Annotated in this window: 13 protein-coding genes and 2 pseudogenes; 9 read left to right on the top strand and 6 right to left on the bottom strand. The window is 66.7% G+C overall.

Annotation, left to right across the window (positions count from 1 at the left end; translation table 11 throughout):
• Positions 1-678 precede the first annotated feature (678 nt).
• Positions 679-1,005, bottom strand: coding sequence for a hypothetical protein (locus tag H0B43_RS19315; RefSeq protein WP_185726465.1), 327 nt, complete (start codon positions 1,003-1,005; stop codon positions 679-681).
• A 233-nt stretch (positions 1,006-1,238) separates the two neighbouring features.
• Between H0B43_RS19315 and H0B43_RS19310 the strand changes: the two genes are divergently transcribed.
• Complete coding sequence (locus H0B43_RS19310; protein WP_185726466.1) at positions 1,239-1,970, top strand: TetR/AcrR family transcriptional regulator C-terminal domain-containing protein; 732 nt, start codon at positions 1,239-1,241, stop codon at positions 1,968-1,970.
• Positions 1,971-2,323: 353 nt separating this feature from the next.
• On the opposite strand, the gene H0B43_RS19305 is transcribed toward H0B43_RS19310, so the two are convergent.
• The gene (locus H0B43_RS19305) at positions 2,324-3,643 is read right to left on the bottom strand and encodes a Glu/Leu/Phe/Val dehydrogenase (protein ID WP_213015189.1); all 1,320 of its coding nucleotides are present in this window, start codon (positions 3,641-3,643) and stop codon (positions 2,324-2,326) included.
• Between H0B43_RS19305 and H0B43_RS19300 the strand changes: the two genes are divergently transcribed.
• Positions 3,615-4,085, top strand: coding sequence for a hypothetical protein (locus H0B43_RS19300; RefSeq protein WP_185950072.1), 471 nt, complete (start codon positions 3,615-3,617; stop codon positions 4,083-4,085). The genes H0B43_RS19305 and H0B43_RS19300 overlap by 29 nt on opposite strands.
• Here the strand turns inward: H0B43_RS19300 and H0B43_RS19295 are convergent.
• Together H0B43_RS19295 and H0B43_RS41620 are read right to left on the bottom strand one after the other, a co-directional pair.
• Positions 4,044-5,510 carry an MFS transporter gene (locus H0B43_RS19295; protein ID WP_185726468.1) on the bottom strand — a complete coding sequence of 489 codons (1,467 nt, stop codon included), beginning with the start codon at positions 5,508-5,510 and terminating at the stop codon, positions 4,044-4,046. The genes H0B43_RS19300 and H0B43_RS19295 overlap by 42 nt on opposite strands.
• A gap of 148 nt (positions 5,511-5,658) precedes the next feature.
• Positions 5,659-5,890, bottom strand: a pseudogene (locus tag H0B43_RS41620) (phytanoyl-CoA dioxygenase family protein).
• Between the two features lie 409 nt (positions 5,891-6,299).
• On the opposite strand from H0B43_RS41620, the gene H0B43_RS19285 reads away from it, so the two are divergent.
• The 3 genes from H0B43_RS19285 to H0B43_RS19275 all read left to right on the top strand — a co-directional run bounded on the left by H0B43_RS19285 (position 6,300) and on the right by H0B43_RS19275 (position 9,277).
• Positions 6,300-6,980 (top strand): TetR/AcrR family transcriptional regulator, encoded by a 681-nt coding sequence (locus tag H0B43_RS19285; protein WP_185726469.1) that lies wholly within the window; start codon positions 6,300-6,302, stop codon positions 6,978-6,980.
• Positions 6,981-7,314: 334 nt separating this feature from the next.
• A complete protein-coding gene (locus H0B43_RS19280) occupies positions 7,315-8,223 on the top strand; it encodes a polysaccharide deacetylase family protein (protein WP_312033700.1) in 909 nt (302 codons plus the stop codon).
• Positions 8,224-8,764: 541 nt separating this feature from the next.
• Positions 8,765-9,277: a DUF6328 family protein gene (locus H0B43_RS19275; protein WP_185726470.1), complete on the top strand. Its 513-nt coding sequence runs from the start codon at positions 8,765-8,767 to the stop codon at positions 9,275-9,277.
• Here H0B43_RS19275 and H0B43_RS19270 read toward each other — a convergent pair.
• Complete coding sequence (locus H0B43_RS19270; RefSeq protein WP_185726471.1) at positions 9,265-9,723, bottom strand: CHAD domain-containing protein; 459 nt, start codon at positions 9,721-9,723, stop codon at positions 9,265-9,267. The two genes, H0B43_RS19275 and H0B43_RS19270, sit on opposite strands and share 13 nt — an antisense overlap.
• Before the next feature lie 884 nt (positions 9,724-10,607).
• Here H0B43_RS19270 and H0B43_RS19265 point away from each other — a divergent pair.
• The 4 genes and pseudogenes from H0B43_RS19265 (at position 10,608) to H0B43_RS19250 (ending at position 13,549) form a co-directional block, all read left to right on the top strand.
• Positions 10,608-12,064 (top strand): annotated as a pseudogene (locus tag H0B43_RS19265) (rhodanese-like domain-containing protein).
• A 69-nt stretch (positions 12,065-12,133) separates the two neighbouring features.
• Positions 12,134-12,304, top strand: a complete 171-nt coding sequence (locus tag H0B43_RS19260) for a hypothetical protein (RefSeq protein WP_185726473.1) — start codon at positions 12,134-12,136, stop codon at positions 12,302-12,304.
• A 112-nt stretch (positions 12,305-12,416) separates the two neighbouring features.
• Complete coding sequence (locus H0B43_RS19255) at positions 12,417-12,686, top strand: metal-sensitive transcriptional regulator (protein WP_185729892.1); 270 nt, start codon at positions 12,417-12,419, stop codon at positions 12,684-12,686.
• A gap of 77 nt (positions 12,687-12,763) precedes the next feature.
• A complete protein-coding gene (locus H0B43_RS19250) occupies positions 12,764-13,549 on the top strand; it encodes a sulfite exporter TauE/SafE family protein (protein ID WP_185729893.1) in 786 nt (261 codons plus the stop codon).
• A gap of 572 nt (positions 13,550-14,121) precedes the next feature.
• On the opposite strand, the gene H0B43_RS19245 is transcribed toward H0B43_RS19250, so the two are convergent.
• Positions 14,122-14,376, bottom strand: coding sequence for a hypothetical protein (locus H0B43_RS19245; RefSeq protein ID WP_185726474.1), 255 nt, complete (start codon positions 14,374-14,376; stop codon positions 14,122-14,124).
• Positions 14,377-14,394 lie beyond the last annotated feature (18 nt).

Here is a 14,394-nt window from a genome sequence, read left to right as displayed (position 1 = left end):
GGTCATCGGATGCGACGTCGGTGTTCCGCGTCGTATCGGGATCGGCACCGGTCCGTCGGCGTGCGACTCGGGAGAGTCCGAGCAGCCCGCGAGATGTCGCAGTGGGTTTGCCGGCGCGGCGTTCGAGGTGGCGGCCGAGTCGAGATAAAACGGCGGCCGCGAGGGGGAGGGCGAGAACGATTATTTTCCATCGACGGAGCAGACGGCTGACGAGAAGCCACATGGGACGGTCCCTTCTTATCGAACGGTAAGGCTGCGCCGCACCGCGGTCCGCACACCCACCGCAGTCAGTAGGCCGGCCACGGCAACAGGCAGCGACGACATCTCGGTCAGGACTACGGCGAAGATGACGAACAGGCAGAGGTCGAGCACACGCCGGACGCCGGGAAGCTCGACCAGGGGCAGGTGTACCCCGGGCGGGACGCAAGGACGGGTCCCGACGCTGGTTCGCGGTGACAGGGATTGGTCAATAGGACTGGAGGATAATGTGTCTGACAAAACTTGGCCCAACTATCGGTGGCACCGATCAACCGTTCCGGGGACGCAGAAGTGTCGGCCGATGCCCGACGGTCGGTCGCCGCGCGGCTGTCCGGTGGTGGCGCCGTCACGAATTCGGTCGACGACGGCGTGACGCGAGGGTCCGGCATTCGGACTGCCGGATCCCTCGCGACACAGGAGTCAGATGCCGGTGTGCCGGTCGGTATCGGTGTAGTGCTCGCGGCTGCCGGACTTGGCAATGCCCCGGCTGACGATGTATGCGATCGTCAGGATCACGATGTAGAACCAGGCGCGGTCGGCACGGAAGTAGTCCTCGTGCCCGTCGGTGGTCTGCACCAGATACGAGGTGATCAGGACTGCGATGACCGCGGCGATGTAGACGAAGAACTCGGTGGTCTTGAAGGCGGCCTTCGTTTCGGTACTGCGACGCGGCTCGAGATGCACGCGCTGGCCGGGCGCTACGGTCCCGGTGTTCGGGCCGAGGTGGTTCGGGTTGGTGGAGGTCATAGATGACTCCTTCAATGGGGTGCCCGGCATTTCGCAACACTCGGGTCACCGCGTACGTCTCCTCGAATGAGGTGGACGTCGGTGAGCGCGACCCTCTGCTGGAGCGAACCCATACACCGCAACTATACCCATTGGTAACTACAGTGCAAGTGTACGGTGTAGGTTAGGGCTGCACAGGAGTTCCGGCGCGCGGACGCGGACTCTGTGATCCGTTCCAACACAAGGAGACAGCGATGGTTGCGCGCACAGACTCCGCCGAGTCGTCCACGCCGGGTGGCCCCCGGACGCGGAGCCGTCTGCCCCGCCTGACCACCGAGCAGGTGCTGGCCACTGCCCTCGAGATCGTCGACCGCGAGGGTGTCGAGGCCCTGTCGATGCGCAGACTGGGGCAGGCCCTCGGCCGGGAAGCGATGGCCCTGTACCGCTACGCCCCCAGCAAGGCCGCCCTCCTCGACGGTGTCGTCGAACTGGTACTCCGCGAACTCGTCATCGATCCCGACGCGGCGGACTGGGCCCAGGAACTGCGCTCACTCGCGCACAACTTCCGAAATCTCGCGCTCGTCCACCCCAAAGTGGTTCCGCTGCTGGTGACACGCCCACTCACCACCCCGCTCGGTTTACGGCCGCTGGGGACGCTGCGCCCGCTCGAGGATTTCCTCGAACTCCTGATCCGAGCCGGCTTCTCCCCGCAAAACGCGCTGCGCTCCTACCGGCTCTTCTTCGGACTTCTTCAAGGATGCATTCTCGACGAACTGCAAGAACTGATCGAGGACCCCGAAGAGTCGGAGCAGATTCTCCGGCTCGGACTGCACCGCCTGCCCCGCAAGCAGTTTCCCCGATTACGCTCCCTCGCCGCCGAACTCGCCGACTACGACGGCGCGCAACTACTCGACGACGGCCTCGATATCACCATCGGAGGCCTCGAAGCCCGCTACCAGCCCACCCCCTCCGGTACCAGGGCATGACCGGCATCCGCAAGTCCATCAATGAGGAACGGCGTCCGGAAGAAGGCGAACCTTTCGGCACTGATCCCGGCCCGGTCCCGGGGCGTTATTCGACACCGCCGGCGACGAAGCCGATGGTGGGATCGCGGGGCGCTCGACCCGCTGACAGTGATGACCCGCAGCAAGACAAATCCTCCGGCAGCGAGGCTCTGTAACGAAGTCCTGTGCACTAGGAAGTCCTGCACCACGTTCCCCTGCCGGGCACCGGGCCGGACACATTTCGCGAGGACGACAGTATCGACGACCTCACCGTTGTTCCGCCGGATACGGAACCGTCGGGGCTCACTGATCCGGCGTGTCTCGGCCTTCCCGGTCTACGGGTACAGGCCGCGGACCTTGTGTGCCTCTGCGACCTTGCCGACGCCCAAGACATGGGCTGCCAACCGAAGAGGGATTCTCTTGTCGTCTGCGAGAGCCCACACCGAGCGGGACGCGGTGCGCATCAGCGCGACAAGCTTGCGGTCCACTTCCTCGCTGCTCCACGAGAAGGCCTGCAGATTCTGCACCCATTCCAGGTAGGAGACGACGACACCGCCGGCGTTGGCGAGGATGTCCGGAACGACGGTGATGCCCTTGTGGGCGAAGATCGTGTCGGCCTCGGGGGAGGTCGGCCCGTTCGCACCCTCGACGATCACTCGCGCGCGAACGGTGTCGGCGTTCTGCCCGGTCAGCACACCGTCCATGGCCGCGGGGACGAGGACATCCACATCGAGCGTGAACAGTTCCGCGTTGGAGATCTGGTCGGCGCCATCGTAACTGTCGAGGGTTCCACCTCGCCCCACCCACTCCTGGATCGGTGCGATCTCGAGCCCGGATTCGCGGTAGCAGCCACCGGTGGCGTCCGAGACCGCCACCACCCGGCAGCCTTCGTCGGCGAAGAACTGGGCCGCATGGGCACCGACCTTCCCGAACCCCTGAATGGCCACCGACGCGCCGACCGGGTCGATCCCCTTCTGCCGCATCGCTTCCAGCGCAGCGAGGACCACCCCACGGGAGGTGGCACCGGCCCGGCCGTTCGACCCACCGACGGCCAGAGGTTTACCGGTGGCCGCGCCGTGGACAGAGTAGCCGACGCTGACGGAGTAGGTATCCATCATCCAGGCCATGGTGGTTTCGTCAGTATTGACATCAGGAGCGGGAATGTCCTTGTCGGGACCGATGAACGGCAGGATTTCCTGGGTGTAACGGCGGGTGAGTCGTTCCTTTTCCGCCATGCTCAGGACGCTGGTATCTACCGCGATGCCGCCCTTGGCCCCGCCATAAGGTAGACCGAGGAGGGCGCACTTCCAGGTCATCCACATCGCGAGCGCGGTGACCTCCTCGATGTCACTGGCGGGGTGGAATCGGACGCCGCCCTTACCGGGGCCGCGGGTGAGGTTGTGCTGGACACGGTAGCCGGTGTAGATCTCGGTGGTTCCGGTGTCTCGGCGCAGGGGCACGGCCACGGTCAGGGACCGGCGGGGTGTGGCGAGTAGTTGATGGAGCCCCTCGTCGAGCCCGAGGAGATCAGTGGCGTTGCGCAGTTGGGTCAACGCTGCCCGGTGGGCGAGTTGGCCGGGGGACGGCGGCGCGCCGATGGCCGCGGGACGGGTGGGGGTCGGCTCTGTGGTGGTGTGGGGATCGGTGATCGTCATGCGAGGGCAGCCTTTGCTGGTGTTTTGCCTCGACGGTCTGGCGGGTGCGATCGAGGCGCTCAATCAGGTACTCGGTTTCGGAGTCGTCGATGGTCAGCGGCGGGGCGATCAGGAGCACGTCGACGAATTCGTCGGTGGTGGTGTAGAGCTGCAGGCCAGCCTCCATGGCTTCGTCGCGCAGTTGAGTGCCGCCGGTCTCCGGGGAGCGTGTCGCGTTGGCCAATTCGACCCCAGCAGCATCCCCTTCCTCCGTACGTCGCTGATGATCGGGCGGTTTCGGCGAGGCACGGTGCGGAGTGTGGTGGCCGCGGCCGCGCCGCAGGCGACGATGTCTTCGTCGCCGAACACGCGCAGCACCGCCGAGATTCCGGATTCGACGATGCCCCTCAGGGAAATTGATTCAGGACGCGGCTCCCACACGCCGTCCGGTCCGAGCGCGTGAGATCAGCACGGTCACCACGACGAGCAGGGCGAGAACTCCCGACAGCCCGTAGCCGATGCCGTAGAGGCCTCGGGCGGCGACCTCGAGACCGGTACCGGCCATCGGGACCAGGGATGCGCTGAGGTCGCCGCTGACCAGTGCGGTGCCGAGGGCGAAACCCACGGCCATGAACGTGCCGGCGATCCCGGCCGCCATCCCGGCCTTCTCCTCCGGCACCGCCATCTGCACCATGGTGAAGCCCGCGGAGTAGCCGATTCGGGTCCCGAGACCCAGGACGGCAGCACCCACGAGGTAGTGCCACTGCTGCTCGTGCGCCACGGCGAGCCAGGTCAGCCCCGAGGCGCTGACGAGCGCGCCGATGACGAAGACGGGCACACCACGGCCGTTGACCAGGGCGCGGTCGAGCACGGTTCCGCGGATCAAGAACGCCGCCGCGAACGGCACCATCAGCCAGCCGGTCTGCAGCGCGCTGAGCCCGAGCCCGTACGCGTCGCCCGGACGAAGATCCCCGGGAACGACCTGGGCATAGGTGCTCAGCAGCAGCATGAAGGCCGAGTTCACCGCCGCGAACAACGCGATGCACAGACACGACGCGGTGACCAGCGGCGCCTTCATCAGCGCGACGTCGAACACCGCCGCGGTCGACCGGCGCTCGACGCGCACCCACGCGATGCCCCCGACGATGCCGCCCACCAACGGAATCAGTGCCGCACCCCCCCACACGAGGCCCTGCGTCAGAGTCAGCAGGATCGCCGCGACCCACGCGATCATCCACACCGTGCCGAGTACTCCGATCCGACCGCCCCGCTCGGCGGGCGGGGCGTGTGGAATCGAGGCATAGCACGCAATGGTCGTCGCCGCGCACACCGCGGTGAGGAGGACGAAGAAGCCCCGCAGCGACAGGCTCTCGACGATGAACCCGCCGCCGATCATGCCCACGACGATCCCGACACCGGTGGCGATGACCAGAACCGCGACCCCCACCGCGATGCCCTCCTCGCCCAGATTGCGACGCAGGAAACCGAGCGGAAGCAACTGCGCCGCACCACCGAAGCCCATCAACGCGCAGCCGACCAGAAGCGTCGGATACGAGTCCCCGACGGCCGGAATGAGCGCGCCGACCGCGAGCAGTGCGGACGCCGCCACCGCGGCGTTGCGGTCGCCGTGCAGATCCGCGAGCCGCGGCAACAGGATGAAACCCGCTCCCCCGCCGAGGGTCAGCGCCGTGTAGACCCACGTCGTCGCGGCCACCGTGGCGAGGCCGTACTGCACCTGGATGGTCGGCAACAGCGGCGGCAGGATGAAGACGACGGCGTTGGTCAGGACGATCAGCAGCGTGCCGACACCGATGAGCACCCCCCTGCTCGGCGCCCGGCGGACAGTCCCCGCACGGCCGAGTCCGGCCTGCTGATGAATCTCTGTCATGAATCTCTCCGATTGTCGTGATCAGACGCGGGCCGCAAGGCCGGCGCACATAGCGGTGTAGTCATCACGGCCGAGCAGCTCCATCGGGTCGGACATCCGACCCCCGACCTCGACCCAACCGACGCAACGCTCAAAGGACCAGGCGAGTTCACGCTGGAGTTCCCCGGGGAGCCTTCAGATCTCGTCGAAGTTGCAGCTCGGCGGTGGTGTTCGGTCCGCCCCGGTGGTACGTGGAGCCGATCCAGATGAGCGCCGAACCGGCCTTCATCTCCGTCGGGACGGCCTCGTCGACGCGGTGCCCGGGTGTCGTCCCAGAGATGCGACCCCGGGATCACCAGGGTTCCGCCGTTCTCGGCGGTGAAGTCACTGACGACGACCATGATCTGCACGCGGGCCTCGCGCCCATAGCCGGGGTGACGCCGAAGAGCTGTTCGATGATCACACCGCCGTCACAGATGATCAACCCGGGAGGGAGACGCGTGAGTTCGTTCGTCGTCATGAGAGATTTGTTCCTTCGAAATTGAGGCCGGTCGCATTGGAGGGGCGCCAAGTCGACCACGTGATCCGGCTCATACCGTAAACGTAGTCAGTCATCCGATCAAGGTATTTGATTCATAAGTTTGTCACGGCAGGCTGTTCAGCGTTGCCCTAGCCACCGGGCGCTACCTGCACGTACGATCCACCGTTCGCGGAGCCTTCCCCTGCCGTATAGCAGTCCGCGTACCAACTTGACCGGTAACATTGAGACTGACTTGATCATTCGATCGGTTCTGTTCGACAGGAGGACGCATGGCTCGCATCCCCGCCGCCGAACGACGCGCCGAACTGGTGGCGGCGGCCGTGCGCATGATTGCCGCCCACGGAGTGGAGGGCGCCACCACCCGCCGCATCGCGCAGGAGGCGAACGCTCCGTTGGCCACGCTGCACTACTGCTTCGACTCGAAGGAGGTACTGTTCGCAGCAGTCTTCGAGCACGTCGGCCAGCAGTATCGAGAGGTATTGACGCGCAACGACGTCCATGGCGACGTGCCGACCACCGGCCGTGCCCTGTTGCGCGGTCTGCTGGAGTGGTACGTGGCGAATCCGGAATTCGGCGCGGCGACCGTCGAGCTGATCAGCTGGGCCCAGCGTCAGGACTGCGAGCACGGCGAGACGGTGTACAACGAGGCATTCGCGACCATACGGGCGATTCTCGCGGCCGCCACGACCGCTGCGGGCCGGCCGGTGGACGCGACAATCATCAGCGAGCTGACACACATCGTGTCCGTGTTGGCCGACGGATTCGCGCTCAACTGGCTGGTGTTCACCAACCGCACAGCGGCCGAGCCGCAGATCGAAATCACCGTCGGCGTGCTCGACACGTGGATGGCCGCCCGCCTCGGCGATTCCGCCGGGTCGGCGGCCCAGCCTTCGAAGGATTCCCCCGCGCCGACCCTGCGTTCGCTCGTGTCCTGGGTGAGCGTGGATTGATGCCGCATCGACCCGAAAGAGACCGTCGGCAGCGCGCCCGTGACCGCGACCCCGGTACGCAGCGGTCGACCGCCTGGTGGCACGACTAGTTGGTCACCTCGCTGGCGCCGAATTGCCCTGTCTGGTCGGTGTGCGCGGCACGCTCTCTCAGCTGTCGGTGCTGGTCGCTGCATCTTGGAAGGTCCGCTACGGTGTCTGAAAGGTTTGACTTGCGCGAAGCAGTTGTCGTCAGGCCGCTCGCGACGTCCGTGCCGGCGCCGAGGACCAGAAATTCGGGAAGTGTTCACCACCACTTGCGGTGACCTGCGCTCGATCGAGCGCCTAGTCTCAGCGCGTGTACACGAGACCGAACCGTCGTGCGGTGTTGCTCGGGCTGCTCGGCGGAGGCCTCGCCGCCGCGATGGGGAGCTACATCGACCTCACCCACCCCGCCGTCTCCACGGCATCACCCATCCCCGGGCTCCCGGACGGACTGATCCCCGATGGACTGGTCCCCGGCGGCCTGCTGCCGGCGCCGCCCCCACCTCCGCCGCCGGATCCGTCGGCGATCGCGGCGAAATATGCGGGTGCCGTCCCGCGTGAGTGGGGTCTGGCCGTCACCGGCACGAACACCCGGCTCGCGGTGCCCGGTCGCCGGATCGCGCTGACCTTCGACGCGTGCGGTGGGCCGCAGGGCGACGGCGTCGACACCGATCTCCTCGCTGTGCTCGAGCGCGAGAAGATGCCTGCCACCCTCTTCTTGAACGGCCGCTGGATCGATGTGAACGAGGCGCTGACCGCGCGGCTCGCCGCAAACCCACTCGTCGAACTAGCGAACCACGGCACCCGGCACCTGCCGCTGTCGGTGACCGGGAAATCCGCGTACGGCATCGCTGGCACCACTTCGCCCGCCGAGGTGATCGACGAGGTATGGATCAATCACCAGCGCCTGCATGCGATCACCGGCGCACCACCGCGCTGGTTCCGCCCCGGCACAGCCCACTGCGACGAGGTCGCAGCGTCTATCGTCCGGGATCTCGGCGAGCACGTGGTGGGTTTCACCGTCAACGGCGACGCGGGGGCCACCCTGCCCGCCGCGAAGGTCCAGGCCGCCGTCACCTCCGCCCTACCGGGGTCCATCGTGATCATGCACGTCAACCGGCCGGCGGGTGCCACCGCGGAGGGCCTCACCGCGGCGGTGTCCCAACTACGTTCGGCCGGAGTCGAATTCGTCACCCTCAGTGGTGCGGACGGCCTGGCCTGATCCCGCGCGTGTTTGGCGCGCTCGCTCGCACTCGGAGGATCGAGGTCCCCTCCACCTCCACCCAAGGCATCGACCTGATCGTTCGCGGCGGGCGTCGGCGGAATTCCCGACGGCGTCAACCGCGGGCACAATGCCTGCGAAAACACCACCCACGGACAGCGGGTACGCCCTCCCGGCCCACGTTGTACTGACATGCAACAGTGACGCGAGGGGATGAGGAACGGACAAGAGCACCAGCACTGTCATGGCACCGACCCCGACCGCCCACCGTCACCGCGAAACACGGGTGAACCATCCCCGGTCGACCTCCTCGACATCTCGGCCACCGAACTCACCGAACGCGGCACCCACGGCTGGAGGAACCTCGAACTACGCACCACCGGGTCGACCGGAATCGCTCTGATCCGGCACGTCACCTCGAGAAATCCGACACGGTTCAGCTCCTCGTCCGTGGAACGGAGGGATCTATCTCCCTGCGAGTGCGATCCCGCACCGGCGACGGCATTGAATTTCTGCGACGAAATCGGGTACTGCTGTGGGCATGGACAGCGATGATGACTTCGACGATGCGGAGTGGAATCGCCGGGTCCGGGACGAAACCGAAACCGAGCGGTTGGACCGCAACTGGAGCAATCTGCTGCAGGAACTGCGTGTCGTGCAGACCGGTGTTCAACTCCTGACCGGATTCTTGCTGACGTTGCCGTTCCAGCAGCGGTTCGAGGAGCTGTCCGACACGCAGGAGGTGATCTACCTCGTCACCGTCGCGCTCTCGGTCACCGCGACGATCATGCTCATCGCACCGGTCGGACTGCACCGATTGCTGTTCCGGCAGCACGCCCTGCCCACGCTCGTCGCGATCGGACAGCGACTGGCGATCGCCGGCATCGCCGCCCTGGGCTGCGCCCTGGTCGGTGTCGTCCTGCTGATCTTCGGCGTCGTGGTGAACATGCCCACCGGGGTGATCGCGGCGGCAATAGCGCTGCTCATGTTCTTCGGATTCTGGATCCTGCCGGCGCAGCGGTACGGTCGCCCCGGCGACGATCAGACGCGGTAGCTCGTGCCCGGCCGAGTCACCAGGCGAGTTCGGCGGCGGCCTCCCGCGCCCGGTCGGCGGCCTGCAACGCGAGTCCGTACAGCAACCCGAACGCGAAGCACTTCTTCACCCTCTTCCCGATCACCGGGGTGGCGAGTTCGGCGGCGTACCGTTTGGGGTCCTTGCGGGCCCGGTGCAGCTCGGCGTCGTCGGTGCCGGTACCCAGATGCCGGTGTTGCTCGGCGAGCAGATCGTTCTCCATCCGCGCGGCTACCGGCCCCATCACCAGCTCGACCGGCAGGTCCGCGACCGCGTCCGCGAAGCGGCGCCCGTTGCACCTGCCGGTCCCGCACCTCCCCGGGAACACCCGCATACCAGGGCAGTTCGTCATCGAGCGCCGCCCGCTGGTCGGGGTCGAACAGGTCCTTGAACACCCGTAAGGTGCTGCGGAACCGTCGGATCCCCACCCGGGTGGAGTGGATCGGGTCCAGCCCGCGCCGAAGCACACATCACCGGCGGCGATCGCCTCCGCCTGGGTGTCGAGGTACCCGGTGAGTACCGCTGCCGCGTTCTCGTCCGCGGTGCCGGGGTGGTCGGGCGAGAGTGCGTGGGTGAATTTCGAGGGATACCGCGACGGCCGTGCACCGGCCCGGACCAGGCGTTTGCTGATTGCCTGCTGCACGTCGGCTATCGGGCGTACCGGTTTGCCGGCCGCGGCTCCCGGATCAGCGCGGCCAGCGCGTCGGGAATCGCCTCGGCGGGCACCAGATCCCGCAGGTCCGGAACCTCGAATCCGAGGTCTACCTCGTCTTTGTCTTCCCGCTCCGCTGCGCCGACACCATCAGTCCAGTCTGCCCGGGGGAAGGTCTTCGGGTGTCTCGGATGCTGCCGGGCAATAACCGGACCAGATTCATCCGGTGCACGACCCCGGCATCCTCGTTCGCGCGTCAACCGATCCCGTGGGGCCAATTAGCCCGAAGACCAGAACCCGGAGGGGCTCGCGCCGTGACGTCCGGAGGCAGATGGCACGACGGAACCCGGTCCACTCGACAGACGCTTTCACCGCCGAAAAAATTTAGACCGGCACGGAAACCGGCTCTCTCCCGACCTGATCGTCGACGACCCGACAGGGCACCCTCGCCGTCGAGCGTGAAAGCGGCAGCCCGTCCACGACAGACAGCACCATCGCCGTGCCACGGCCGGCGGCGCACCTGGCCGGAAGTCGCGACCCGCCCCCGGTGAGGCTGCCCCTCGACGTGACGAACAATACCCTCAGGGGTATTTGCATACCCTGGGGGGTATAAGGCACCCTGGAGGCATCGCACACCCTTCCCCGTTCGGAGGTAACCGGATGATCCTCGAGCAGTACTACATCGAGTGCCTGTCGCATGCGTCGTACCTGATCGGCGACAAGAGCACCGGCCGGGCCGTGGTGGTCGACCCGCGCCGGGACATCACCGACTACCTGGCCGACGCCCGCCGCCTCGGGCTGACCATCGAGGGCGTGCTCAACACCCATTTTCACGCCGACTTCGTCTCCGGGCACCTCGAGTTGCTGGACGCGACCGGCGCGTGGATCGGCTTCGGCGAGACCGCCGACACCGCCTACCCGATCCGCCGACTCCGGCACGGTGAGCGCATCAGCCTCGGCGAGGTGGACCTCGAAGTGCTCGCCACCCCCGGGCACACCTGGGAGTCGATCAGCCTGCTGGTCCGCGAACACCCACACGCCACCCCGACCGCGGTCCTGACCGGCGACTGCCTGTTCATCGGCGACGTCGGCCGCCCCGACCTCGCCAACCTCGGCGACGGCACCACCACCGACCTCGCCCGCGCCATGTATCGCACCCTGCACCAGGTACTGCTGCCCCTACCCGATGCGGTCACGGTGCTGCCCGCCCACGGTGCCGGCTCGTCCTGCGGCAAGAACCTGTCGGCCGAGCTGACCTCGACCATCGGGGAACCAGCGCGCGCACCAACCCGTCCGTGCACCGATGAGCGAGGGACGCGTTCGGCCGGCTGACCTCGACCATCGGGGAACAGCGCCGCACCAACCCGTCCGTGCAACCGATGAGCGAGGACGCGTTCGTGGCCCTGATCACCGACGGGCAACCGGCGGCCCCCACCTACTTCGCCGCCGACGTCGCACTGAACAAGGCCGACCGCCCGGTGCTCGACCAGCACCGCCGCATCCCCGACATCACCCCGGCACGGCTGCGCGCCGCACTCGCCGCCGGCACCCGGGTGCTCGACGCCCGCACACCTGACGACTTCGCCGCCGGTCACCTGAGAGGTTCGGTCAACATCGGATTCGACGGCCGGTTCGCCGAAACCGGCGGCATGGTCGCCGACATCGGTGACACGATCCTCCTGATCACCTATCCCGGCCAGGAACAGCAGGCCGCGATGCGCCTGGCCCGCATCGGATCCGACGGCGCCAGCGGCTACCTCAACGTCGACACCGACGGCCGCTTCCCGGCCGAACTGGCCGATCTCGTCCAGTCCGCCCCGAGGACCACCGTCGCCGAACTCCATCACGTCCTCGCCACCGAGGCGGTCACGGTGATCGATATCCGCAACCCCGGCGAACGCGAGTCCGGCGTCATCCCCGACGCCATCCCGATCCCGTTGGCCCAGTTACGCACCCGGATCGGCGAGATCCCCACCGACACACCGGTCGTGGTGCACTGCGCCGGCGGTTGGCGATCGAGTGTCGCCGCGTCGCTGCTGCGAGCCCACGGATTCGATCAGATCACCGACCTGGTCGGCGGCTACACCGCCTGGGCGGCGCACACCGTGACCGTCTGACCCATCCCGGACGCGGCCCACCACCCCCGTTGCCGACAGACGGCACCGACACCTCGAGGAGACATTGCCATGTGCTACCCCACCGCCTGTACGAGATGCGGGAAGACAACCTGGGGCGGCTGCGGCCGGCACGCCGACAGCGTGATGCGGTCCGTGCCCGCCGCCGACCGCTGCACCTGCACCAACGACTCCACCCCGCAGAAGAAACCCGGACTGCTCCGGGGACTGTTCGGGCGCTGAGATTCCGACGGCGATCACGCCACCACGAACTGCGCCTGAGGTGTACGGCCAGACCCGGAACCCGGCGCCAGGCACGGCACCGGACACACCACACCAGAGGAGAGGACACATGATGGTCGGAGACGACGACAGCATCGCTGTGGTACTGAACAGGTTGCGGCGCGCACACGGCCAGCTCGCCGGAGTGATCTCGATGATCGAGCACGGCCGCGACTGCAAGGACGTCGTGACGCAACTCGCCGCGGTGTCACGTGCCCTCGACCGCGCAGGATTCAAGATCGTCGCCACCGGTCTGCGCGAATGCCTCACCGGTGATTCCGCCGACGGCACCGAACCGATGACCGAGGCCGAACTCGAAAAGCTATTCCTGACCCTCGCCTGACCCCGTCCGCCCGTGCCCCACTCCCGATGCACTGAGCCCTCTCAGGCATGGACCACCGCCCCACCGAAAGGACAATGGTGACCCTGACAATCGCACTCGGGATCGGTGCGCTCATCGGGATCCTGCTGGGAATGCTCGGTGGCGGCGGATCCATCCTCGCCGTACCCGCACTGGTCTACGTCCTCGGAGTCGGCATCGCCGAAGCGATTCCCATCTCGCTGCTGGTGATCGGAATGGCCTCCGCCATCGGTGCCATCCCGAAAATCCGCGCAGGGAAGGTCCAATGGCGCCTCGCCGGGATCTTCGCCGCCGCGGGTATCCCCGCCACCTTCCTCGGTAGTGCAGTCGGCCGGCTCCTGCCGCAACCCGTGGTGATGACCGGCTTCGCCGTCGTCATGATCGTCGCGGGCATGCGGATGCTCGCCGACCGAGGAGACGTCGGCACCGCCTGCCGAACTGGTGATTCCGGCATCAATTGGCGCCGATGCGCACCCCGCTCCATTCCCGCCGGATTCGCGGTGGGATTGCTCACCGGCGTGTTCGGCGTCGGCGGCGGTTTCCTCATCATCCCCGCCCTGGTGCTGATGCTCGGCGTCGAGATGCAGGTCGCCGTCGGCACTTCACTGCTCATCATCGTGGCGAATTCCGCCGCCGGACTGGCCGCGCACCTGAACGAGGCAAGCATCGACTGGACCCTCGCCGCCGCCTTCGCCGCCGCCGCGATCACCGGGTCACTTTCAGCCGGCCACCTCGGCACCCGCATCGACACCGCCCGACTCCAGCGCTGGTTCGCCTACCTGGTATTCGCTGTCGCCGCATACGTACTGGCGGACACCGCGTTGCTGCAGCGATCCGCTTCGTGAGCTGTGCACACTCGGCGATGATAGTTTCAGTTATCGAAGCTAAAGTCCGTCCGCAAGCAACGATGTCAGCAGGTTTCGGTTTCAGCTCCCGGCTTGGTGCACCGACCCAAGCGATCAGATTGGCGATGTTGCACGCCAAAGATGCTAGAAATCAATCATTTTCAAAGTGCCGATAATCTATTTTACGTCAACTAATAAGTTGGTTATTCGCATCGGCTGCGAATACGACCACTCGCGGTAACACTCATCTGCTAAGTGTCGAGGGAGTTAGCCTGCGGTCTTGGCTGATTGGGCGTTGGTATTTGCGAGGCGCAGGTCGCGTGCGGCCCGCATCCCCCTGAGCGGCTCCCTCCGAGACAAGACGACCGTCGGCGTCGTACGCACCGAGAACCAAGGCGGACACCGACCTGCTCGAGGCCTGCTGGTGAGGCGGGATTTCAGAACATGCCGAATTGGCCCGCTGTCGATCACGTTGCAGGTCTGCAGTTGTCATGAATCGACGACGGTCACGGTGCACGTCCTACCCACCGTCTCGTGTCAGGGACGGTGGGGCAGTCCACGGGCTTGGATGGTCAGGTGTCGATTCGGTCGAGCGGGTGGCCGAGCAGTTCCGGTTGCGGGCGCGGTGTGGGCCGCCGGTCGGACGGGCAGTGCCCGGCGTTGTCGGTGTGCTCGTCGGGTTCGGCGGTGCGGTTGTGTGTTGCGGCGACGGCCATGACCGCGATGACGGCGAGGAGGGTGAGCACCACGAACAGCGGGAACTCGCCCTCCTCCGGTGCGGCGAGGTGGCTGTCGGCGAGCAGAACAGTGGCTGAGAATGTAACCATCGCAATACCTTTCGGTCG

Origin of the sequence: Rhodococcus sp. 4CII (assembly GCF_014256275.1) — a bacterium.
GTDB classification, from domain to species: Bacteria; Actinomycetota; Actinomycetes; order Mycobacteriales; family Mycobacteriaceae; genus Rhodococcus_F; species Rhodococcus_F wratislaviensis_A.
This window is presented reverse-complemented; position numbering and strand designations above follow the sequence as displayed.